This is a genomic window from Mesorhizobium sp. RCAM 05099 (assembly GCF_059683685.1).
In genome coordinates this window covers 5,843,190-5,863,281 of the sequence record NZ_CM185035.1, presented here as the reverse complement: position 1 = coordinate 5,863,281, position 20,092 = coordinate 5,843,190, and the positions used below count along the sequence as shown (strand labels likewise).

Genomic DNA, 20,092 nt, shown 5'->3' with positions numbered 1-20,092 from the left:
TTAACGGATAACAAGGAGAGACGTACATGATCAGCAGGCTAAAACAGGCAAATCTATACGGGGGCTGGCTTGTCCGCACGCTTCTGCTTGCCGGAGTGACAGGATGGCTCCTGCTCAACCCGGGCTTTCAGGGCGCACAGCGATCGGCGATCGCGGCCGGTGAAATGTCTCAGGACCAGTTCGACCAGCGGGTGCACGACTATATTCTCTCGCATCCGGAGGTCGTCATGCAGGCGCTGCAAAGTCTGGACGCGCGCCAGCGCGAGGCCGAGGCGGCAGAGGCAAAGGCGGTGCTCACATCGCGAGCCGACGACATCTTGCGCGACAAGCAAAGCCCCGTCGGCGGCAACGCGCAAGGCGACGTCACCATGGTCGAGTTCTTCGACTACAACTGCCCCTATTGCCGCCAGGTGGCGCCGATCATGACGCAAGCCGCGGCCGACGATCCGCAACTTAGGATCGTCTATAAGGAATTTCCCATTCTCGGCCCGGCTTCGGTGTTCGCGGCCAAGGCAGCGCTCGCTGCCCACCGGCAGGGCAAATACCTGGAATTCCACAAGGCTCTGTTCAATGCCAAGACAAGGGTGACCGAGGCGATCGTTCTCAAGGTTGCAGCCGAGGCCGGCCTGGACGTTCCGCGCTTAAAGAACGACATGCAGCAACCCGACATCCAGGCGTCGATAGACCGGAACACGGAGCTGGCCCAGGCGCTGAAAATCACTGGAACACCGGGGTTCGTCGTCGGCGACCAGATCTTTCCCGGTGCCACCGACCTTGCGACGATGAAGAAACTGATCGAGCGGGCGCGGACTCTGCAGAAATGACACCGGCAAGCGCGGAAATTTGATCGATGCCCGAACTCTCCAACATCGGCGTGCTGACTGCGTTCGCGGCGGGCATCGTCTCGTTTCTTTCGCCCTGCGTGCTGCCGCTGGTGCCGGGCTACGTGTCCTATGTCGCCGGCAGGACGCCAATGGACGCGCCGGACGATCGGGCGACCCGTCTGTCGGCGGCGGGCCTCAGCCTGTGCTTCGTGCTCGGATTTTCGACCGTCTTCATCGTGCTCGGTGCCAGCGCCACGGCGCTCGGCCGATTGCTGCTCGGCTACCGCGTCGAGCTCAACCTTGTCGGCGGCGCCGTCGTCATCCTGTTCGGCCTTTTCCTTATCGGACTCGTCCGCCCGGGCTGGATGGTGCGTGAGGCGCGGTTTCACGCGGCCGCTCCGGGCGGACGCGCGATTTCCGCATACACGCTCGGTCTTGCTTTCGCCTTTGGCTGGACGCCTTGCATCGGCCCGATCCTCGGCTCGATCCTGACCGTGGGTGCCGCCTCCGCCACGGTCGCCGACGGCGTCGCCTTGCTGGCGATCTATTCGCTTGGCCTGGGCGTTCCGTTCCTGCTTGCTGCGCTCTTCACAGACAGCCTGGCGCGGCGGCTGAAGGCGATGCGCCAGGCGGGCCGGCTGCTGCAACCGGCGGCCGGCGCAATCATGGTCGTCATGGGGCTCGCCATGATCACCGGACAAATGTCGACATTCTCGTTCTGGCTGCTCGAGCAGTTCCCAATTTTCACGCGCATCGGCTGAAGGCCGGAGAGGAGTTTTCAATGTCCCCTATTTCGAACCTCCCGAGAAAAGCGCTCGCTGTGGCGGTTGCCGTCGCCGGGTTGATCGTCTTCATCAGCGCGAACATTGCGGACGCGGCCAGCGATCCGTGGTTGATCAAGCGTTTCGAGGATCTCAGCCACAACGGCAACAGCTCCTGCTCGGGCAAGTTTACGGACTCGATCGCCACCATGCCGGCCATATCGCGGATCAGGGGCTCGTGTTGCAGCCCGATGGAATTGAAGCGCTACTCCGAACAGACGGAAGGCCTGACCAAATACCGCGACATTGCGATGGTCCCGCAGGATCCCTACGACATCCCGGCGGCGACCGCGCAGCAGGCGACAGCGTACTACGACATGCAACTCACCGTCGACGAGCAGAAATCCTATGACTACGCGATGGCCAATTCGAACGAGAAAGGCCCGTGCTGTTGCCAATGCTGGCGCTGGAAGATGTATGGCGGATTGGCGAAATACTTGATCCATGAACACGGTTTTACCGGCAAGCAGATCGTGGATGTGTGGAACCTGTCCGACGGTTGTGGCGGTGGTATGTAAAATTGGCGTGGCGGCATGACTGAGTGAAGCGGACTGCCGCCGTAGCGATCCATCCATCAGGCCAGGACCGACATCAGGGCGTCTACCACGAAACTGGATTAGCTCGCGGCGAGGGATCTGTCCGTCGTGGTGTCGGGTGCGATGGCTGCAAGGACCTGGCTCAACAGGTCGGCATGCAACGTCCGTTGCGCTTGCAACGAAAGGAGCTAACACTACGCTATATTCAGATGAGAATAGCGTGCGCGTTCACACTGAAGGCACCCCTCCGCGCGCGTCCTTGGCCCCGCCACGGCTCCAATTGGCACGGTTTGCGGGTTTGCCACCCCCTCAATTTCAGGGCTACGCTTGCAGAATGGACAAAGATGAGATGGCAGGGTCTCGGTCGACCGCGTCAAGCCCGATGGAGGCTGTAGAAAAGCGGCTCCGCGAGTTGGGCGAGCGCACGATCATTGGGAGGGTTCTGACCGAGGCAACATGGATCGAAGGGATTCTTACAAAGGTGCTCGAGGCCAACATGCCCGAAAAATCCAACAATCTTCGGGAGTCGCTTTATGAGAACGGCCCTTTGTCGACCTTCTCCCATAAGATCAAAATCGCCCGGGCCTTCGGCTTCATTTCGCCTGACCTCGCCGCCGAGATCCATAAGATTCGCGTAATTCGGAACAGGTTTGCACATGCCGACGCGCACCTAACGTTTGAAAATGAAGAGATTGCCCAATTGACGTCGAAGCTTGATGCGGCCCAAGGGACGGGCAAGGACGCTGAGGATGCCTTCGCCAGCACAATCCTCGATATCGCCGACAAACTTATCAAGCTGTGGAGAGAAAGGCTCAACGCGAAGTGACCGGATCGACCTGTTACAACCCCTTCGCCTGAGCATAAGGCGACGGCTTTGGGGGTGACCAACGACCAGCGCTGGCGTGTTCACGGCGGGCAGCGAGGGAGGGAGCCGACCAAAGACGAGGCGGTGGCAGCATTGGAGCGGGAGTTCACCGCCTACCTGGCCGACACGCCCCCAAAGCCGTCGCCTTATGCTCAGGCGAAGGGGTTGTAACATGGCGGAAGAAGGTCAAGTCAGCTGCGCCGCAGTCCTCTCTTCCCACAAAATGAAGGCCATTGCGCGCGACTGAGCGTCCCAGGTGCCCCCATAGGCGACTAGGAATTTTCCGACGGTGATCAGGCCGCGTGACTCCATCTGTATGTCGATCTCGCCCAGTTCGGCGCCCGACCTCAGATCGACGGCTACCACGCGCCCCTTGCCATCACACACAGCAATGAGGTGTTCGGCCAGCACGACAACGGAGATGTAAGACGAGTGCACTGGCGTCGGCAGAAGCCGAACCGGCAATCCGTGAGTATCCACGACGGCAATGAGGCCGTCCCCAACGATGACGACTTCGGTCTCGTTGAGCCTGCACATCGCATTGATAGACTGGTTGAACGGAACTTCGCGCTCGCGCTCCAGATCACCATCCACCACTACAATGGCGTGCTCTCGGGCAACCACCGTGCGCTCGCCCATGGCGAGCAGGTTAATCACGCGCCCGTGCCTGTTTTTCTGACCTGGCAATGTGGGGCCTTGGTCACCGAAGATGTCAGGGCGGCCGCCCGGAAACCACCAGCGGTCAAGGTCACCGTATGAATTGGCTGCAACAACCGTCTCGCTACCCTGAAAGTGTTGAGCTGCGACAGCTGCAAGCTTCGTTCTAAGCCGAGAATGTTCCGTACCGCCGCCTTGGAACCGAGGCGTCCAGGCAGACATCCCATCGCTGGTAGCAAGTACGAGTCTGCCGTCTTGTAGTTCGGCAACGCCGTTCACTATACCGACGCCATCGGCCGTGCCAGTCGTAACCTGCCCATTCGGGGTAATCGTATAAATCACCCCGCTCCGCCCGCACAGCACACCTTTGCCATCTGCGAGGGTGTAACCGGCCGTAATGGTTTTTGCATTGTTCGCGTTGCGCAGGCTCAGCTTGACCTCTTTATGGTCGCCTGCATCGCCGAGAGCATCTTGGATGAGGCTCCCCACAAGCCGGACAAACTTGGTACCGGACTGGATGACCTTATCCAGCGATTTTACGATAGCCTCGGCCGATCCAAAGGACTCCTTCAGCAAGGCTGCCATGTCGCGGAGATCCGACAGAACCCGATCGGCCGTAGTCGAAAGGAACTGGATGGTTCCCTCGAACATCACCTTAGTGTTGACCTTCACGTTCACCGCAAATGCGCTGGCGCTGAGGCGCCGGATTTGGACCCGCAGGTTTTTTAGAACATCAACGTCCCAGCCATTTAGGAGCGAGATATTGATTTGGTTGTTCGTGACGTGAACGTTGTTGATGACCTCGGTCGAGGCGTTGACGATGGTCTGGCCAATGGGTCCCTCGGGGTTGATTGGGATCGGCCGGGTATGCTCCTGAGCCTCCAACGCTTGCTTCGCCACCTGCTGTATTGCCGTCTTGGCATTGAGATGGGCTTGAGCGTTGACGTACATTCGGTTCAAAGCATTCAGAATCTGTTCGATCGAATGCTTGCCCTCGGCATCGAGTTCATTGACCTGTTCCACAAGGGCGTAGAGCGGCCCTTGCACCATCAAGATGCGGGTCATGTCATCCGCAGTGAAAGATTCTGGGTCGATGCCGAAGGTGTCTCTCAGACCTTCCAGCTCGACAACATCAAGGAAATCTTCGATGGGGAAATTGCTTTTACCCGATAACTGCCGGCCTAGGTCTTCGGCACTTTCCTGCAAGCGCTTCAGCAGCTTGTCTTCGTCATCCATTGCAAATCCCCCCACTGGGAATAAATCCCGCCTGAAAGATAGTCAGGTTTCAGCGCAGTAAAAGGAGTCAGCACTGCCGTCCGCAGCTTTATTGTCGACAGACTTAGGGGCTAGCTCAACATTTCTCAGTGAATAAGGGTCATGCCTGATGCGTCGAACGGTCGGCCGTGCTCGGGCTGTCTACCGCGCGTCATCCTTGCGATTCGCGACCTCTTTGCGCGTAAGCGCATGTGCGGCGTCGACACATCTTTGATGCCAGGACTGAGGGTGGCGTCTTTCGTCACCACTCCAGCGCTGGCACAAGGGCGTCGACGGTCTCCGATTGGCTGGGCGGCGGCGTTCGGGTCTTTCTATGGGTAAAGCGCCCAGTGGAATTATCGCGATACTCTTGCGCGACGTTAGCTACATGACCGCCGACCACAAGCGCCCCGTGGCGACCCGCCTGCTCGAACTGCTTGAGGAGTCGCGCCGTGCAGACTGGCGGCGAGCGCAGATGCGGGCGGTCGAAGGGCGAAAGCTGTGATGATGATCGCGGACATTTGCCGCGCGCTGCGAATCGGCGACAATCGCCCGCGTCGAAATCCTCAAGCCGAGGGCAGAAAAAGTGATCAGCGATCTGGTCGCCGAGATCGCGGAACTAAAGCCGCCTGTGCGCGGCGTGTTCTGGTTTCTCCCGTGGTTGACCCTGCCGACATCGGTCCGGGTCGGCGGCTTTCGGTTCGTTCCGGCGCGCCTCGACAATTTGCAGGCCGAACTCGGCACGGAAATCGCCAAGCATGCCGCGCTGAACCTCGCGCGATATGTCGACTATCTCGGCAAGCCGATCAAGAGTTGCACCTTCGTGCTGCGCTTCGGTCATGGTCGTGCGTGGGATATTCCTGAATCACTGCACCCGAGAATGACCTTAGCCGCGCAATGCCTCGCGCTTGCCGTGATGTCGGAACAGCGGTTCTTCGAATCGCCGCTCAGTCCGCACATCAACGCCACGGTTTTTCGGCCTGTCGGTCAGGGCGTGGTGCTTGGCGATGACCGAACTCTGTCGCTGATGGTTCGCCGCCGAGGCGGTCTGCTGCGCATCGGCGGGCTCAAGGTCAGCGACGTGCTGTTTCAAATGCCCCACGAAGCAATCGGTACGGCGTGCCCGCAGCCGTCTTTGCCGCTCGTCAAGGCGCTCGACCGAGCCCGGCTCAGCAGATCGAAGGTGTGGAATGCCGTCACTGAGTCGCTGCCGTACTTCCTGCTCGGCCATGCCGAGACATCAGAGCTACCCGAAACCGCCTGCATCATGCTGTCGGCCCTCGCATTCGAGCGCTTGCTTGATCTCTCGACCGCGTCACCCGTGACCGCCAACGCCAACGCTGTGGCAGAGAGCTTCGCTGAGGTTTGGGCTGCACATGCCCGTCGAACTGTGGCCAATGCGAAGCGCGTCAAGGTCGACCCGCATGTAAAATATGGTCCACGACAGCCCGGCTGGCCGGTGCATCGCAAGTGGATGAAAGAACTGTATGAGGTTCGTAGCGCCGAGGTGCATGGCAAGGTCAAGCCCGAGTTCTCGCGCAACTGGACTGCGGAGCAGCATCTCGTCGTCGCTGCCTTCGTCTACCCGCTGGCTATCAAGCTGCTGCTGGCCAACGAAGGCAATTACGTGATGACCGAGGTGGAGTTGGGCGCCTGCGATGCACTCGACGATTTGCTCGACAGCCATTGGGGTAAAGGTTGGAAGCAACCGCCCGGATGGTCGAGCATCCTGTCCATGTCGGAACAGTCGCGAGTCTTGCGTCGCATCATCAGCGAAGCGTTGGACGAGGCGACGAAGACGGGCGGATAGACCAGATCGGGGGGCGGTCGGCTTTGCCGGGCGTGCGAGGGGGACCGGCGCCATCGACCGTCGTGTGCACCTGGTTCGACAATTCCACGAAATCCAGGGTAGGGCAAACCCCGAACCGCACCAGTTCGAGCCGTGGCGGGGGCAAGGACGCGCGGGGAGGTCTTCGCTGGTAGTGAGTGAAGGGCGGGGGTGCGAGAAACCTCTGTACGGAGCTCTATTTCAATTCGCAACCGATATGGCACCAATTTGGTTACAAAACTGGTGTAGCTCTCGGTCGAATGGTGTGGTCCGGCGGTGGTCCCGTGGGTGCGTGGTGCCACTATGGTTACAATCGCGCACGGATCAGGAATGTGCAGATTGGGACCGCAACGCCTTGCAATTCAAGGCGTCAGCGGCTATTCAGACGCCCGTTGCTGCGGTAGCTCAGTGGTAGAGCACTCCCTTGGTAAGGGAGAGGTCGAGAGTTCAATCCTCTCTCGCAGCACCAGTCTATCCCTTTGAAATCGCTAAGCGTGGGCCTCGGCATAGAATGTGAGTTCTGCGCCGCGCTGATAAAAGGGTGACGAGGCGAGACATCTTAAGATGTGTAAAGGGCCTGTCACTGCGAGTGCTTGGCTTGGTTTGTGAGGGCAAGTGACCCTTGGGCGAGCATCGACAAAAGCTCTCCGATCAGGCGGAAACCTCGTTTAGAACGAGGCGCATGGCGCAACGTCGGCTTGCTGGCATGCCGTGTTCGACCTCTCGGCGCAGCACTTGGCGAAGCTGCTCTCCCGCTTGCGCATCGTCCAGCACTTGAAAGCCCAGCTTCTGGTAGAACGGAGCGTTCCAGATCACATCCCGGAACGTCGTCAGGGTGAGCGCGGCAAGGCGGCGCTCCCTCGCATGCTCGATTGCTTTTTCGAGCAAGGCGCGTCCAATCCCAGAGCGCTGTCGATCAAGGCGCACGGCAAGTTCCCAGATGTGCAATGTGCCGTCGTGGATCTCCGCGCTCAGGAAAGCGACCGGCTGGTCGTCGTGCTCCACTGCGACCCAGCAAGTGCGCTTGGCGATGAGTTCACAATGGCGCTCGACGGTCTGGTTGTCGTCATCGGCGATCCAGGCAAGCTCTGCAATTTCACGGTAGGCCTCACCCGCCGACTGCTCGATATCGGGCAGTGCTTCCGCGTCAGCTTCTTGCGCAATTCGAACGGTGGTCATGGGGTTGCCGTCGTGGCTTCCAAGGTTCTGCAGAGAATGACGTTGGAGTGTCCCTCGGGCCAATCCGCAAATTCGGCTACACGCACGAAACCCGCTTTTTCATACATTCCTGGCGCCTGGAAGTCATGGCTCTGTACCCAAATCCGCCGAACGCCTCGCATGGCAGCCTCGGCGGCGAAGGCGTTCAACAACTCTCGCGCATAGCCGCGTCCCCGATACGCCTCATCGATCCACATCTGTTTGAGTTCTGATGTGCCTGCCCAGGAATATCCTGTCGCAACGCCGACGATGCGTCCCGCCTCATCGCGGATCACAAAGCCAAGGCCCTGGGCGTCATCGCGCCCTACCGCATCCCGGTTGTAGGCGTAGATCCTGTCTTCGATGGCGTCGATTTCAATCGCCGAAAGATCGTGCTTAGGCTGGGCAGGGGTGGTCATCTCTATGGCTCGATACCCTTGGGTCGAGGCAAGACCGTCTCAAGCGATAAACGACCAGGCCCGCCGACCGCAAGCGTTGCAAGGCCGGCCAGGTAAAGCAGGATGATTTCGTAGCCGACGGGCCCGAATCGGATTCCTGCTGACGTCACTTCGGCAAACTTCACCGAGAAGAATCCATATTGGGAATGGACTGTGAACAATGCGGTCAAAAGCACGATCGCCATCGGCACGCTGACGAGCGGAATGAATGCGCCCGCCAGCACGGCACCGCCGCCGACAAGTTCAACCAGCGTCGTCAGCCATGCCAGCAATTGCGGCACGGGAACTCCCAGCGTCTGAAGCACGACGCCAAAGCTTTCCGGTCCCCTGCTGAGTTTGGCGTAACCATGGGCCAGAAAGCCAAAGCCCACGATCAACCTTATCGGCAATGGCGCCCATCCGGCGGCAGCGCTGGATGAGGAGAGTGTGGTTCTTGAGACAAGTTTACGGAAATGCATTGCCGGCATACCCTCTTCTGTGTGCGGTGTGCCTGAAGTTGGGCACCACCTGAAAAAGCCCGACATGACGGACCGAGTGACAGTCTGCTATTCGCCCATGGTGACTGCCCGTTACGGCCTCACGGCAACGTTACCGCCGCTTGGGAATGGCTCGGCGAGAGCAGAACCAAAATCGCCCGGCCAACCTCACACGGTAGATCGGGCGTAGTGATGGAAGCGCGGTCGATCAGGCGGCTTCGGCGGCGCGAACGACGGGAAAGTCGATATCGGTCTCGGCAACATTGTTGATGAGATTGGTAAGGAAGTTCTCGGCTACGACGGCGACAATCTCGATGACTTGAGCCTCGGTGAAGCCAGCCAGTTTCACGGCGGCAATGTCGGCGTCCTTTACCTTGCCGCGGGTCTCCGCCACCCTGGCCGCGAAACGCACCGCCGCGTCAGCCTTCGGATCGCCCGACGCGCCCTTGCGGTTGAGCGCGATCTCCTCGGCACTGATCTTTGCCAGGTTGAGACCGAGATAGGTATGAGCAGACAGGCAGTAATCGCAACCGTTCACCTGGGCAACGGCCAATGCAATGCGCTCACGGGTCTTTACGTCCAATGCTCTGGTGAGAGCTCCGGACAAGCTGGTCATGCCCGCCAGGGCTGCAGGACTTATCGAAACGAGGCGGAAGAGGCCGGGAACGACGCCAAGCTGCTTGTTCACGGCGTCGAGAATGGGTTGCGAGGCGACTGGGGCTGCTTCGCGGGTTGGGATGGCAATGCGGGACATTCAGATCTCTCCTGTTCGATGATGTCGGTGCGACAGGAGCTGTCTATTATCTTCCGCTATGCGAGAGTATTGGATGCCCACAAGATACGACCTCTCAATATTTGGAAGGTGATGCCCCATGGACCGTCTCGAAGCCATGTCAATTTTGATCGCCGCCGTCGAAACCGGCAGTCTGTCGGCGGCAGGGCGCAAACTCGGAACACCTCTTCCAACCATCAGTCGCAAGGTTGCGGAATTGGAGGCCTATCTCCACACCCGCTTGCTCGTCCGATCGACACGCCGACTTATCCTGACCGATAGCGGAGCCGCCTATGTCGCCGCCTGCAAGCGAATCCTGGAGCAGGTGGGCGAGGCGGAGCGAACCGCATCCGGCGAATACAACGCGCCAAAGGGCGATCTGATCATTACGGCTCCCGTCGTATTCGGACGACTGCATGTGCTACCGGCGATAAATGATTTCCTGTCGCACTTTCCGGACATCAACGTGCGGTTGGTGCTGTCGGACCGCAATGTGAATCTCATCGACGACCATGTCGATATGGCCGTTCGAATTGGCCTTTTGCCGGACAGCAGCATGGTGGCGACGCGGGTAGGATCCGTGCGTCGTGTTGTCTGCGGCAGTCCGGCCTATTTTGCTGACCAAGGCTTGCCAAAGGCGCCGGCCGATCTTTCCGCGGTCTCTTGCGTCACCTTCGATGTCCTGGCGTCCGCCACATCCTGGAGTTTTGCCACGCCAGGCTCGAATGCCGAGCAGACCGTAGCCATCCGCTCACGTCTTTCAGTGAACACCGCGGAAGCCGCGATCGACGCGGCCGTGGCAGGTGTAGGTGTCACTAGGGTGCTCTCCTATCAAGCGGCAAAGGCGATCGAGCAAGGAAAGCTGGTGGCCGTTCTTGAAGGGTTCGAGCCGGCACCCATGCCGGTCAGCCTTCTCCATGCAGGTCAGGGGCTTTTGCCCCTCAAGATGCGATCCTTTCTTGATTTTGTGGCCCCGCGTTTGCGCAAAGCCCTTCTGCCGCCAAGCATGGCTGATGCCCAATCCGTCATTGATGCACAAGGTGATCTCGCCGGGGTGAAGGCTCCGCGGTCGAGCCGCGGATGGTGCTGATAAGTCCAGTGTGGCCTTGTTCGACACCATTCTAACGCTTATTAAAGGGTTACAATTGCCATTGCTGAAATGATTGGAAAGAGCCGAGGTTGGGTGAGCAAGTGATCGGCGAGCTGCGGGACGGAATGCCCTTCGTTGGAGGCAGGCTCTGGATCGACTTTGTCAATTCGGCGACCGCAACAATGGGCGATTTCCTCGAAACGCCTGACGGGTGGCGCCGTTGGATTGCGGCCGCGGACTTGCCGCCAGCGGCAACAGGGGAACTGGCGGACGTCGGACCAGCGCGTGACCTGCGCACGGCCCTGGCGACCCTGTTGGCGCATCTGATCCGGCAAACCAGACCGCCCCAGCAAGCCATCGACGCCGTCAACCGGCATCTGGGAGAGGTTGCGGTCCGCAAGCAACTCCAGATTCGCGACGGCGTGCTGGCCATTGCTCCCGCGACCACGGGTGGCAATGATGTCCTGGCGGCTATCGCGCAGGATTTTGCCGACTTTGCCGCTGATTTCGAACCACATCGTCTGCGTCACTGCAGCGGGCCGGACTGCACCCTGGCTTTCTACGACACGGCCCGCAACGCGACCCGGCGCTGGTGTTCCATGGCCCTGTGTGGCAACCGCCACAAGGTCAAGACGCACCGCGCGAGGAAGCTCGTCTGCGACTAGGGTCCAATCGACTCCCATTAATCTGTGAGCTGGCTCCGTCAGAGCCATCCGAGAAACAAACGGGCAATCGCGCGCACCGGGTGCCGCGTCACGGTATCGTGAGGCGCTCCCGTCTGTAACCATTAAAAATGCCGTTGACAGGTTTCGACAAGTTCGACACCATTAAAACGTAAAATTAACGGTTACAAAGGTTCGCAACATGTTCCAGACGTCAACTCTCCCGGGCAGTTCCGCCCTTTCCCGCTCCTGGCGCGGCGGCTTGATCGGCGCGCTACTCGCTGCAGTGGCTTCGATTCCGTCCGTCTTTGCGGGGCAAGCGGCCAACGTCGAGACGCTTTCAAAGACGGTGAAGGTGGATGGGCTCGACATCTTCTATCGCGAGGCCGGGCCAAAGGACGCGCCAGTCGTCTTGCTGCTGCACGGCTTTCCCTCTTCCTCGCACATGTATCGCAACCTGATCCCCAAGCTCGCGACACACTACCGGGTCATCGCGCCGGACTATCCAGGTTTTGGCTATAGTTCAGCACCAACACTTGATCATTTTGCCTATACGTTTGGTGCGGTGGCCGACATCGTCGACCACTTTACCCAGGCGGTCGGCGCGAAGAACTATGTGCTCTTCATGCAGGACTATGGTGGTCCCATCGGCTTCCGGCTGGCGGTCAAGCATCCGGAGCGTTTGCGTGGCCTGATCATACAGAACGCAGTCGCAAACGTCGAAGGCTGGAACCCTGACGTGGTGAAGCAGCTCTCGCCTTTCTGGGTGAAACGCAACGCAGAGACGGAAAAGCCAATCCGCGACATTCTCACGCCCGAAGCCACGAAATTCGAATACACGCACGGCACCACGCGGCCGGACAAACTGTCGCCCGATGCTTGGACCGTCGATCAGGCGGGCCTCGACCGGCCGGGCAATGTCGACATCCAACTCCAGTATTTCCACGACTACCAGACCAACGTCGCTCTCTATCCTGAGTGGGGTAAGTTTCTGAAATCGGCACAGCCGCCACTCCTCATCGTCTGGGGCAGGAACGACCCATATTTCACGCTGAAGGGCGTGGACTATCTCAAGGGGCTGGTTCCGGGTGCAGAGGTGCATCTCTACGACGCCGGTCATTTCGCGCTCGAAACCTATGGTGACGAGATCGCCGCAACCTCGCTCGAGTTCCTATCGCGATTGCCGAAGATCAATTGATCGACTTGAGGCGGCGCTCCGATGCATTTGTCGGAGCGCCGCGCCCGATGTTTCTTGACCAAAAGCGGAGCCGCGGGCGTCCCGGCCAGCCGGCCCCAGGATGGTTTGACTAGGCCGCCAAAGCCGCAGTGCGGCGCTTTGTCCCGATCAACTGCACGAGGCTTCATTCACATCGATTTCAAGACATAGGTTTCGTCGAAGTCGGCAAGCTTCGGATACGCGATCGTCGGGGCACACAGGAGCCCGAGGACGCGTTCGCGGTAACGAACGAGGCACTGCAGCCGCTCGCTGTCGCTGATGCGCGCCGGTGCATGCACGAGGAATGGCTCGATCACGGTGAAGCCGACAAAGTAGAGCATCCCGTGGTTGATTGGGAACAGGATCTCTGCGATTGGACCGTTTAGTCCGCGGTTGGAATATATCAGCGGAGGCCCGCCGATTGTGACGGAACACATCGCGCGCTTTCCTGCCAAGACGCCGCGATCATACCATTTGCCGCCGCCATAGATGCGGCCACCCGACGCGAACACTCGGTCAACCCAGCCCTTGAGGATCGCCGGCAGCCCGAACCACCAGAGCGGAAACTGCAGGATCAAGGCGTCGCACCAGAAAAGCTTGTCCATCTCGGCCTGGATGTCTGGAGCGAATCCGTCGTGGGCAGCCGCATTCGCCTCCTCAGACTGCTGGCGGTAGTAGTTCGCGTCTCGAATGGTCGTGAAGTTGCGCCGATCTGATACCGGATTGAAGCTCATGGCATAGAGATCGGAGATAACGACCTCGTGCCCCGCCGCGGACAGTGCATCCTGCGCCGCGCGGGTTAGGGCGCCGTTGAAGCTGTTGGGCTCCGGGTGGGCATGAACGATGAAAACGCGCACCGTGCTTCCCTGCTGGTCGTGATGTTCATTTTCCAGACGCTGAAAAGGTCCGCTCAGCGACATAGTCGAGCGAGAAGACGCCGGCGCCCCGGGTCAGCACGAGCAGCAGCAGCGAGGCCCACAGCAGATGCTCGGCCCAGTTCTCCGGGAAAACGAAGATCTGGATTACCGATACGACACCGAGCAGCATCAGCGCGCCGAGGCGAGAGAAAAGGCCCAGGAAAAGCAGGACCGAGCCCGTGATTTCGGCGGTCGTCGCCAGCGGCGCCGCGATCGACGGATCGATGAAGGGCAGATTGTATTCGTTGGCAAACAGCTGCAGCGTGACCGGCCAGGATGCCAGCTTCGTCTGAGCGGACTGCCAGAAGACATGCGATATCGCGATGCGGGCGGCGAGTTGGATCAGCGAAAATGGAATGCGCTCGGGTAGCCTGATGACCCGCCTGTAGAGGCCGAAAAGACCTGCCGGGGCGGACGAGGAATATTCTGGTATCGCGGTCATGATTGTCTCCATCAGTTTGAGAGGGGATGCCTCGGGATTCGCACATCCGTAACGAGCCCGTCGCCGAACAGACGCACGAGCGCGGACACGAGATCGAACGCCGGATCGAGAGCGAGTGCACGGCTTGTGGCGTGTTCCAGGCCGAGGCCGTGCTTGAGTGAATGCCGGAACGCGAAATTCGCACGGTCGAGAAGAACCAGACGAACGCTGTCCCCGGCCCGCCATAACGCCACGCGTTGAGGGCGCCTTGTCCAGGCACTATGCTGGTCGATCGCCGCCTCTTGCTGGTGCGCCGTCCAAACGGACAGGATCGACCAGTGCGAAACGATCAGCCGCAGCGATGGCTGCAGCAGGATATCGGGCGAAGGTCCGAGATTGGTACTGTCATATTTGGCGAGGGTCCGCGGCGGCAGGCAAGCCGCGTCGAGCGCTTCGGCAATGGTCCATTCGAGACGTGCCGTTTCGGCCACGATCGGCATGTCGGAAAGCGTGTCGATCGTCTTCAGGAAGCGCGGGAAGCCGGCGCCATAGCGTGCCAGCCGCGACTCCACGGGCGGATGCCGTCGAATGAACTCGCTGGCCACGAAACGGAAGAACCGCTCGTCGACAAGGCGAACCGTGACGGGGAACACCGCCATCAGCACCGCGGTGAGCGAACCGCGGGTGTTGTTCTGATAGATACGCAGGCGGGCCAAAGGATCGGCCTTGCCGGCGGTCAACATTTTTGCGGCGATCAATGGCTCGATGGCCAGCACCGAGCGCGCCATGGAGGTCTGCAGGTGTTCAAGCGGCAGCATGATATCCTCCTTGTATTGGGGGCAACGCTAACGGCATGGCCGGACCCGCCTTGGCGGCGGCAAATGCCGCAAGCACCGGCATGCCTGTGCCTGCCTCGTTTTCGAAGGAAACCAGTGTGGACCTTGGCCGGGGTTCGGCAGCCACCGTTTGTCTCGCGGCCTGCTTGCGGTTGAACATGATCGAAGCGGAGAGCATGTCGGCCCACATCGCTTCGCCGAGCAGCACATCGAGAACGGGAACATCGGTGTCCCATTCGATCAGGGTAGGGCGCAGTCCGAGCCGGCTTATGGCATGCTGGTAGAGCGCCCAGACGACTGGTGGCACGCGTGAGCCATGATCGTCGATGAGCACGGTGTCGGCCTCGACCTGATTGGTGGCATGTCCGGCAAGGTGGATTTCGCCAATGGAATCAGCCGGCAACGTGTCGATAAAGGCTTCTGCATCATATTGGAGGTTGTGTGCCGAGACCTGGACATTGTTGACATCCAGCAGCAAGCCACAGCCGGTCCGTTCGACGAGTTCGGCCAGGAATTCTGCCTCGTTCATCGAGGAGTCCGCAAAGGCGATATAGGCGGAGAGATTTTCGATCAGCACACGGCGCTTCAGCGCGTCCTGGACGGTCTCGACATTGCGCGCGACGATCGCCAGCGCCTCTTCGTCATAGCGCAGCGGCAGCAGATCGTTCAGGTAGGCGCCGTCCGCGACGCTCCAGGCAAGATGCTCCGAAACCAGATCCGGCTGGAAACGCTCGCAGACCTTGCGCAGCCTTTGGAGATGGTCGTGATCCACGCCCCTTGCACTGCCAAGGGACAGGCCAACGCCGTGAACCGACAGTGGGTAGGTTTCGCGCAGCTTTTCCAACGCATCGACGCCGGCGCCGTCCCCCATGTAGTTCTCGGCATGAACTTCGAGCCAACCTGCGGAAGGCCGCCGCGAGAGCATTTCTTTGATATGCGGCGAGCGAAGACCGATGCCCGCGGTAGCGGGAATCGCGAGGGACTGAAACGCACGGGTCATCGGTCTGCTCCATCTAGAGGTTGGCTCGAAGTCAGGATTGCTCAGGCTTTCGGCTTGTCGCTGCCACCGGCGATCTTCGCGCAGCTGCCTGCGGGCACGTAGAGCCACGAATCCGGCTGGTTGTCGGCGGTGGAGGTGCCGGCGCATGAATGCGTCGCGGTCTGGCAGTCGTTCTGGCCAGCCTTGACGACGCCGTAGCACTTCTCGAAGGCGAAGTTCGGCTGCGCGGCCGGGCCGCTATAGGCCGCTGTCGCGGCCAGTGATGTGGCGGCCGCGAGGGCCGATCCGATGAGGGTTCTGGTGTTGATCACGGGCGTGTCTCCTGGTTGGTTTTCGAGGGAACGACTGACCATGCGGCCTGTCTGCAAGCAGTGTCCCCGATCAGACGCCCGAGCTGAAATGCTGTCTCGGCATGGATTTGATACGCGGTCACTATGTTGAAGCCCCTCCCAAGCAAAAGCCCTCCGGCGGGGAACCGGAGGGCTTGGCGCCTGCAGTCGTGAGCGGGGCGAAGCAGGCGCGGCTAGGCGAGAGGGAGGCGCCTAGAAGTATCTGTCTTTGCAGTCGGAGGAGAAGCGTTCGTCCAGGCAGAGATGAGCGGCCAGAAGCCAGTCTTCTGCCCGTTGCCGCCCCCTGTCGCGCATGTCGGTCAGCTCACCCCAGTCGGTCCAGGGCCTTGTGAACAGCGATGCGCCGGCCCGGTGCAGACTGTCGAAGATGGTGTGGATCGGCGTGCACTTGATCGCACGATGACTGGCGGGGAGGCGGCGATCCGCGCAGGGCGTCATGAACAATGTGGGCTTGCCGGTGACGGCCAGTCGATGGGCAGCTTCAGCCGGCTGGGTCGGAGGCAAAGCCGACAGGTCGCCGTCGCCCCAATAGGTGTCGCCGTCGATCTCCACGGCCGGGAAGAGGAACGGGATTGTGGCCGCCGCCAGGATCGCGTCGATCGACAATTGATCGCCAGTGAAGATCTTGACAGCATCGGTGCGAGCATTCGAAGCGAGGATGCTAATTTTCACAGGGCAGCTCTTCTTGCGGATCTCCGCAATGTCTATTGACTGTTCCAGCATCGATCTCAGGAGATTGGCTGGATCGGCTGCGAACATCGATGCGTGACTGACACGTCGCCAGAAGTTGGCGAGCGCCGTGCGCGCGCCATGCCGACCACCCAGGGCCATGCCATAAGCCAGGACCGCAGCCTCCATCGCGCCGAACCCGGACGCTGTGATGTTGCCGAAGCAGAGGCCAGGCTCATCCAGCATACGGTCGAGCACGCCCCAAACGAAGGCGCCATGTGCGTCGCTTGCCAGGACAATATCGACGACTTGCCGGTCGTCCATCGCAGGTCTTGCATCGGCAATGACGGGTCTGTCGGTTTCGATTGCGGTCTGGGTATGCATCTTCTTGGTCTCCATCCCAAAACGCCAGCCAGGCGTTTGATGAAGAGACTGCCGCATCATCCGCTGTTGGCGAAATGCCAAGGTGGCATGAACTCCATAGGCAGATTGCATTGGCCGCCATCGCATGTGCGCCGCAAGGTTTTGCCAGCCAGGTGAACCATCGTGGTTGGTCGCTCTGGCCAGCACCACGACGGTCGTCTGGGCAATCGTTCAACAGCCAAAGGAACGCACCATGAGAATACGAACCTTGTATCTGGGGGCGATTGCTCTCGGCTTTCTTGCAGGAGGCGCATCCGCCGACCCCCTCAGCAATCTGGCATCTTTCCCGTCGTTCTACACAGATGCCGGGATGAAAACGATGAAGCCGATGGCCGAGTTCAAGAAGGCCTGGCGCGCCACGCCAAAGAAAGATCGGGCTGCAATGAGGAAGGCATGCAACGACCCGGCGATGAGCAAGGCACATGCGCCGTTCTGCGCAAACGTGCTGGCGCTCAGCGGCGCCAACTAGCCGCAAGTCCAGGCCACCAGTGGCTGGATGCAGAACCGGCATAAACTCCATACGTAGATGGCATTGGCAACTCCCACACAGATTGCAGCAAAGTCCATCTCGGCAAGGAGGAACCGCACAGTTTTAAATTGCTGCCGATAATTACTGCAGTCGTCGATGGGACGATTGCTCAACTCCAGAGAAGGATCATACCATGAATATCAAAGCTATCTGCCTCGGCGCCTTTGCACTTTCCGTTCTCGGCGGCGTTGCGTTCGCCGGCGCGCTGGACGAGCCGTCCAACATGCAGCCCTTCTTCACGGACGCCAGCATGAAGACGATGAAGCCCAAGGCTGAATTCAAGGCCGCCTGGGACGCGATGGCGAAGGACAAGCAGGGCGCAATGATGAAGGAATGCCAGGATGCCGCGATGAGCAAGCCGCACGCCGAATTCTGCGCCAATCTGCAGGCGCTCGGCGGCGCCAACTAAACCGCCCCGCCGCCCCGGACAACACCGGCACAAACATGATGGCGAGCAGCTTGCTCGCCATCATGTTCTTGGCGACGTCCCAGTGCCACGCCGCACACGATGTCCGCAATGCGCGATTCTCGTGACCATGACGGACCGCTATCGACTTTATAGCCGCTGTGCATTGGCGCCGAGACAAGCGTTGCGGCAGGCTCCGAAGCAACGAAAAGCCTCGGACTTTGGGACAAATCGGCATGGACATTCATCACATCCGCTACTTCCTTGCCGTGTGCGAGACGCGCAACTTCACGCGCGCTGGCGAAAAGTGCAATGTCACCCAACCGGCACTGTCGCGCGCCATCCAGCAACTCGAGGATGAGGTTGGCGGCCTGCTGTTTCGCCGTGAACGAAACCTGACGCATCTGACCGACTTGGGCGTGCTGCTGCGACCGCGTTTCCAGCAGATACTCGACGAGCTGACCGGTGTGCGACAGGAAGCGTCGAGGTTCTTGTGCCTGGAAAATGCCAACCTCAAGGTTGGCGTCATGTGCACCATTGGTCCGCGCCGCTTTACGGGCCTGCTGGCCGACTTCAACCGACGTCAGCAAGGCATCCAGCTTCAACTGGTCGAGGGTGTGCCGGCGTCGCTGTCCCAACTGCTTGAATCAGGGGAAATCGACGTCGCCATCATGGCGTCGAGCAACAGCTTTCCAGACCGGTTCGATGTGACCCCGCTTTATCGCGAACGTTTTGTCCTGGCCTTTCCGAACGGCCATCGGCTGGCTCGCAACGACAACGTCGCCATCTCCGAGCTCGACGGTGAAAACTATCTCAGGCGTCTCAACTGTGAGTATCGCGATCACCTCGCCGGACTGTGCACCGACCGCGGCGTGAAGCTCAGGATCTCCTACGCCAGCGAGCGGGAAGACTGGATCCAGAACATGGTTTCAGGCGGATTGGGAATCTGCTTCATCCCGGAATTCAGCGCCGTGATCCCGGGCTTGCAGGTCCGGCCCGTCATCGATCCCGAAGTCTGGCGGGAGGTGTCCCTGGTCGTTGTCGCGGGGCGCAGGTTCTCGCCAGCGGCCTCGGCCTTCGTCAACAGCGTCAAGGCGCATGGCTGGCCGGAAAGCGCCATCCCTCAAGCGATCCGCAGGACCGCGGCCTGAAGCAAAATCGAAGAAAATCCGGTGTCGCGAGACATATAGTGTCACGCACCCTCGCACAGCTGCAGTGATCCACGATAGTTTTCAGGTATCGATTTGAGAGCCAGTCAGCATTTCTCTTTTCCTGCTGCTCCGATCACTCTCCTTCTCATGCCCCGCCTCCCGCGTTTGGGCACCGACAAAGGAGAAATACAAGATGGCTACCAAGAAAATCAACCTCGCGTTTGCGGTCGGGCTGCTGGCCGCAACTGCCGCATTTTCGGCTGCTCCGGCCTTCGCAGGCGACTGCCCTGCCGGTCAGGCGGCAACGACCGACATCCAGGAACATCCCAGCAAGCCGGTTGGCGTTGTCGACACGGTTCTCTCCGCGATCGATCTGAGCAGCAAGGGCGAAGCGTGGAAAGGCAACATGCTGCGTCTTCGCAAGCTCGTCGTTCAGCCCGGCGGTGTCGTACCGTGGCATGAACACAACGTTCGCCCGGCCAACATCCTGATCGTCGAAGGATCGATCACCGAATATCGCAGCACCTGCAAGGTCGGCATCGAGCATCCGGCAGGCGACGTCACCGCCGAGTTCGGCCAGCTCGCCCATTGGTGGAAGAACAACGGCAAGGTGCCCGCGGTGCTCTATTCGGCCGACGTCCTGCCGCCGGCAATGGACGACGACCACATGATGTAACCCGCGCTTCGCGGTGAGCAGTCCAGCATCAGCAACTGAAAGTGCGTCCTCGGGCGAC

23 protein-coding genes and 1 tRNA gene are annotated in these 20,092 nt (G+C 60.2%); 13 read left to right on the top strand and 11 right to left on the bottom strand.

Annotated features, from left to right (window positions below; all coding sequences use genetic code 11):
* The first annotated feature begins 26 nt into the window (after positions 1-26).
* The 4 genes from AC56QQ_RS28865 (at position 27) to AC56QQ_RS28850 (ending at position 3,007) form a co-directional block, all read left to right on the top strand.
* Complete coding sequence (locus AC56QQ_RS28865; protein ID WP_497124237.1) at positions 27-824, top strand: DsbA family protein; 798 nt, start codon at positions 27-29, stop codon at positions 822-824.
* Between the two features lie 26 nt (positions 825-850).
* Complete coding sequence (locus AC56QQ_RS28860) at positions 851-1,585, top strand: cytochrome c biogenesis CcdA family protein (protein ID WP_497124236.1); 735 nt, start codon at positions 851-853, stop codon at positions 1,583-1,585.
* A gap of 20 nt (positions 1,586-1,605) precedes the next feature.
* A complete protein-coding gene (locus AC56QQ_RS28855) occupies positions 1,606-2,163 on the top strand; it encodes a hypothetical protein (protein WP_497124235.1) in 558 nt (185 codons plus the stop codon).
* Between the two features lie 352 nt (positions 2,164-2,515).
* Positions 2,516-3,007, top strand: coding sequence for a DUF4145 domain-containing protein (locus AC56QQ_RS28850; RefSeq protein WP_497124234.1), 492 nt, complete (start codon positions 2,516-2,518; stop codon positions 3,005-3,007).
* Positions 3,008-3,232: 225 nt separating this feature from the next.
* Here the strand turns inward: AC56QQ_RS28850 and AC56QQ_RS28845 are convergent, their stop codons facing one another.
* A complete protein-coding gene (locus AC56QQ_RS28845; RefSeq protein ID WP_497124233.1) occupies positions 3,233-4,939 on the bottom strand; it encodes a hypothetical protein in 1,707 nt (568 codons plus the stop codon).
* Positions 4,940-5,543: 604 nt separating this feature from the next.
* On the opposite strand from AC56QQ_RS28845, the gene AC56QQ_RS28840 reads away from it, so the two are divergent.
* Together AC56QQ_RS28840 and AC56QQ_RS28835 are read left to right on the top strand one after the other, a co-directional pair.
* Positions 5,544-6,767, top strand: a complete 1,224-nt coding sequence (locus AC56QQ_RS28840; RefSeq protein WP_497124232.1) for a hypothetical protein — start codon at positions 5,544-5,546, stop codon at positions 6,765-6,767.
* 412 nt (positions 6,768-7,179) lie between these two features.
* Positions 7,180-7,254: transfer RNA gene (locus AC56QQ_RS28835), tRNA-Thr, on the top strand.
* A 182-nt stretch (positions 7,255-7,436) separates the two neighbouring features.
* Here the strand turns inward: AC56QQ_RS28835 and AC56QQ_RS28830 are convergent.
* The 4 genes from AC56QQ_RS28830 to AC56QQ_RS28815 form a co-directional block, all read right to left on the bottom strand.
* Positions 7,437-7,964, bottom strand: a complete 528-nt coding sequence (locus tag AC56QQ_RS28830; protein ID WP_497124231.1) for a GNAT family N-acetyltransferase — start codon at positions 7,962-7,964, stop codon at positions 7,437-7,439.
* A complete protein-coding gene (locus tag AC56QQ_RS28825; RefSeq protein WP_497124230.1) occupies positions 7,961-8,401 on the bottom strand; it encodes a GNAT family N-acetyltransferase in 441 nt (146 codons plus the stop codon). The genes AC56QQ_RS28830 and AC56QQ_RS28825 overlap by 4 nt, the downstream gene beginning before the upstream one ends.
* A gap of 2 nt (positions 8,402-8,403) precedes the next feature.
* The gene (locus tag AC56QQ_RS28820) at positions 8,404-8,898 is read right to left on the bottom strand and encodes a DoxX family protein (protein ID WP_497124229.1); all 495 of its coding nucleotides are present in this window, start codon (positions 8,896-8,898) and stop codon (positions 8,404-8,406) included.
* 226 nt (positions 8,899-9,124) lie between these two features.
* Positions 9,125-9,670, bottom strand: coding sequence for a carboxymuconolactone decarboxylase family protein (locus AC56QQ_RS28815; RefSeq protein ID WP_489859724.1), 546 nt, complete (start codon positions 9,668-9,670; stop codon positions 9,125-9,127).
* Between the two features lie 118 nt (positions 9,671-9,788).
* On the opposite strand from AC56QQ_RS28815, the gene AC56QQ_RS28810 reads away from it, so the two are divergent.
* The 3 genes from AC56QQ_RS28810 (at position 9,789) to AC56QQ_RS28800 (ending at position 12,638) form a co-directional block, all read left to right on the top strand.
* Positions 9,789-10,778 carry a LysR family transcriptional regulator gene (locus AC56QQ_RS28810; protein WP_497124228.1) on the top strand — a complete coding sequence of 330 codons (990 nt, stop codon included), beginning with the start codon at positions 9,789-9,791 and terminating at the stop codon, positions 10,776-10,778.
* Between the two features lie 89 nt (positions 10,779-10,867).
* Complete coding sequence (locus AC56QQ_RS28805) at positions 10,868-11,443, top strand: CGNR zinc finger domain-containing protein (RefSeq protein ID WP_497124227.1); 576 nt, start codon at positions 10,868-10,870, stop codon at positions 11,441-11,443.
* 199 nt (positions 11,444-11,642) lie between these two features.
* Positions 11,643-12,638 carry an alpha/beta fold hydrolase gene (locus AC56QQ_RS28800; RefSeq protein WP_497124226.1) on the top strand — a complete coding sequence of 332 codons (996 nt, stop codon included), beginning with the start codon at positions 11,643-11,645 and terminating at the stop codon, positions 12,636-12,638.
* A gap of 167 nt (positions 12,639-12,805) precedes the next feature.
* On the opposite strand, the gene AC56QQ_RS28795 is transcribed toward AC56QQ_RS28800, so the two are convergent.
* From AC56QQ_RS28795 to AC56QQ_RS28770, 6 genes are all read right to left on the bottom strand, one after another.
* The gene (locus AC56QQ_RS28795; protein ID WP_497124225.1) at positions 12,806-13,513 is read right to left on the bottom strand and encodes an NAD(P)H-dependent oxidoreductase; all 708 of its coding nucleotides are present in this window, start codon (positions 13,511-13,513) and stop codon (positions 12,806-12,808) included.
* Between the two features lie 25 nt (positions 13,514-13,538).
* The gene (locus tag AC56QQ_RS28790; RefSeq protein WP_497124224.1) at positions 13,539-14,015 is read right to left on the bottom strand and encodes a DoxX family protein; all 477 of its coding nucleotides are present in this window, start codon (positions 14,013-14,015) and stop codon (positions 13,539-13,541) included.
* 11 nt (positions 14,016-14,026) lie between these two features.
* A complete protein-coding gene (locus AC56QQ_RS28785) occupies positions 14,027-14,812 on the bottom strand; it encodes an HvfC/BufC family peptide modification chaperone (RefSeq protein ID WP_497124223.1) in 786 nt (261 codons plus the stop codon).
* Positions 14,799-15,830, bottom strand: coding sequence for an MNIO family bufferin maturase (gene bufB, locus AC56QQ_RS28780; protein WP_497129159.1), 1,032 nt, complete (start codon positions 15,828-15,830; stop codon positions 14,799-14,801). Before bufB ends, AC56QQ_RS28785 begins: the two co-directional genes overlap by 14 nt.
* Before the next feature lie 41 nt (positions 15,831-15,871).
* Positions 15,872-16,141, bottom strand: a complete 270-nt coding sequence (locus AC56QQ_RS28775) for a BufA1 family periplasmic bufferin-type metallophore (protein WP_091579966.1) — start codon at positions 16,139-16,141, stop codon at positions 15,872-15,874.
* A gap of 231 nt (positions 16,142-16,372) precedes the next feature.
* Complete coding sequence (locus AC56QQ_RS28770) at positions 16,373-17,344, bottom strand: patatin-like phospholipase family protein (protein ID WP_497124222.1); 972 nt, start codon at positions 17,342-17,344, stop codon at positions 16,373-16,375.
* 121 nt (positions 17,345-17,465) lie between these two features.
* Between AC56QQ_RS28770 and AC56QQ_RS28765 the strand changes: the two genes are divergently transcribed.
* The 4 genes from AC56QQ_RS28765 to AC56QQ_RS28750 all read left to right on the top strand — a co-directional run bounded on the left by AC56QQ_RS28765 (position 17,466) and on the right by AC56QQ_RS28750 (position 20,034).
* Positions 17,466-17,741, top strand: coding sequence for a hypothetical protein (locus AC56QQ_RS28765; RefSeq protein WP_497124221.1), 276 nt, complete (start codon positions 17,466-17,468; stop codon positions 17,739-17,741).
* 193 nt (positions 17,742-17,934) lie between these two features.
* Entirely contained in the window at positions 17,935-18,210 is a 276-nt protein-coding gene (locus AC56QQ_RS28760) for a hypothetical protein (RefSeq protein ID WP_091579974.1), read from the top strand.
* Between the two features lie 233 nt (positions 18,211-18,443).
* Entirely contained in the window at positions 18,444-19,358 is a 915-nt protein-coding gene (locus AC56QQ_RS28755; RefSeq protein WP_256754528.1) for a LysR family transcriptional regulator, read from the top strand.
* 193 nt (positions 19,359-19,551) lie between these two features.
* Positions 19,552-20,034 carry a cupin domain-containing protein gene (locus tag AC56QQ_RS28750; RefSeq protein ID WP_497124220.1) on the top strand — a complete coding sequence of 161 codons (483 nt, stop codon included), beginning with the start codon at positions 19,552-19,554 and terminating at the stop codon, positions 20,032-20,034.
* Positions 20,035-20,092: the final 58 nt, after the last annotated feature.

Bases quoted from the DNA above. Each gene is read 5' to 3' on its own strand.
- AC56QQ_RS28865 (WP_497124237.1), top strand. From the start codon at position 27: ATGATCAGCAGGCTAAAACAGGCAAATCTATACGGGGGCTGGCTTGTC.
- AC56QQ_RS28860 (WP_497124236.1), top strand. From the start codon at position 851: ATGCCCGAACTCTCCAACATCGGCGTGCTGACTGCGTTCGCGGCGGGC.
- AC56QQ_RS28855 (WP_497124235.1), top strand. From the start codon at position 1,606: ATGTCCCCTATTTCGAACCTCCCGAGAAAAGCGCTCGCTGTGGCGGTT.
- AC56QQ_RS28850 (WP_497124234.1), top strand. From the start codon at position 2,516: ATGGACAAAGATGAGATGGCAGGGTCTCGGTCGACCGCGTCAAGCCCG.
- AC56QQ_RS28845 (WP_497124233.1), bottom strand. From the start codon at position 4,939: ATGGATGACGAAGACAAGCTGCTGAAGCGCTTGCAGGAAAGTGCCGAA.
- AC56QQ_RS28830 (WP_497124231.1), bottom strand. From the start codon at position 7,964: ATGACCACCGTTCGAATTGCGCAAGAAGCTGACGCGGAAGCACTGCCC.
- AC56QQ_RS28825 (WP_497124230.1), bottom strand. From the start codon at position 8,401: ATGACCACCCCTGCCCAGCCTAAGCACGATCTTTCGGCGATTGAAATC.
- AC56QQ_RS28820 (WP_497124229.1), bottom strand. From the start codon at position 8,898: ATGCATTTCCGTAAACTTGTCTCAAGAACCACACTCTCCTCATCCAGC.
- AC56QQ_RS28815 (WP_489859724.1), bottom strand. From the start codon at position 9,670: ATGTCCCGCATTGCCATCCCAACCCGCGAAGCAGCCCCAGTCGCCTCG.
- AC56QQ_RS28810 (WP_497124228.1), top strand. From the start codon at position 9,789: ATGGACCGTCTCGAAGCCATGTCAATTTTGATCGCCGCCGTCGAAACC.
- AC56QQ_RS28800 (WP_497124226.1), top strand. From the start codon at position 11,643: ATGTTCCAGACGTCAACTCTCCCGGGCAGTTCCGCCCTTTCCCGCTCC.
- AC56QQ_RS28790 (WP_497124224.1), bottom strand. From the start codon at position 14,015: ATGACCGCGATACCAGAATATTCCTCGTCCGCCCCGGCAGGTCTTTTC.
- AC56QQ_RS28785 (WP_497124223.1), bottom strand. From the start codon at position 14,812: ATGCTGCCGCTTGAACACCTGCAGACCTCCATGGCGCGCTCGGTGCTG.
- bufB (WP_497129159.1), bottom strand. From the start codon at position 15,830: ATGACCCGTGCGTTTCAGTCCCTCGCGATTCCCGCTACCGCGGGCATC.
- AC56QQ_RS28770 (WP_497124222.1), bottom strand. From the start codon at position 17,344: ATGCAATCTGCCTATGGAGTTCATGCCACCTTGGCATTTCGCCAACAG.
- AC56QQ_RS28765 (WP_497124221.1), top strand. From the start codon at position 17,466: ATGAGAATACGAACCTTGTATCTGGGGGCGATTGCTCTCGGCTTTCTT.
- AC56QQ_RS28760 (WP_091579974.1), top strand. From the start codon at position 17,935: ATGAATATCAAAGCTATCTGCCTCGGCGCCTTTGCACTTTCCGTTCTC.
- AC56QQ_RS28755 (WP_256754528.1), top strand. From the start codon at position 18,444: ATGGACATTCATCACATCCGCTACTTCCTTGCCGTGTGCGAGACGCGC.
- AC56QQ_RS28750 (WP_497124220.1), top strand. From the start codon at position 19,552: ATGGCTACCAAGAAAATCAACCTCGCGTTTGCGGTCGGGCTGCTGGCC.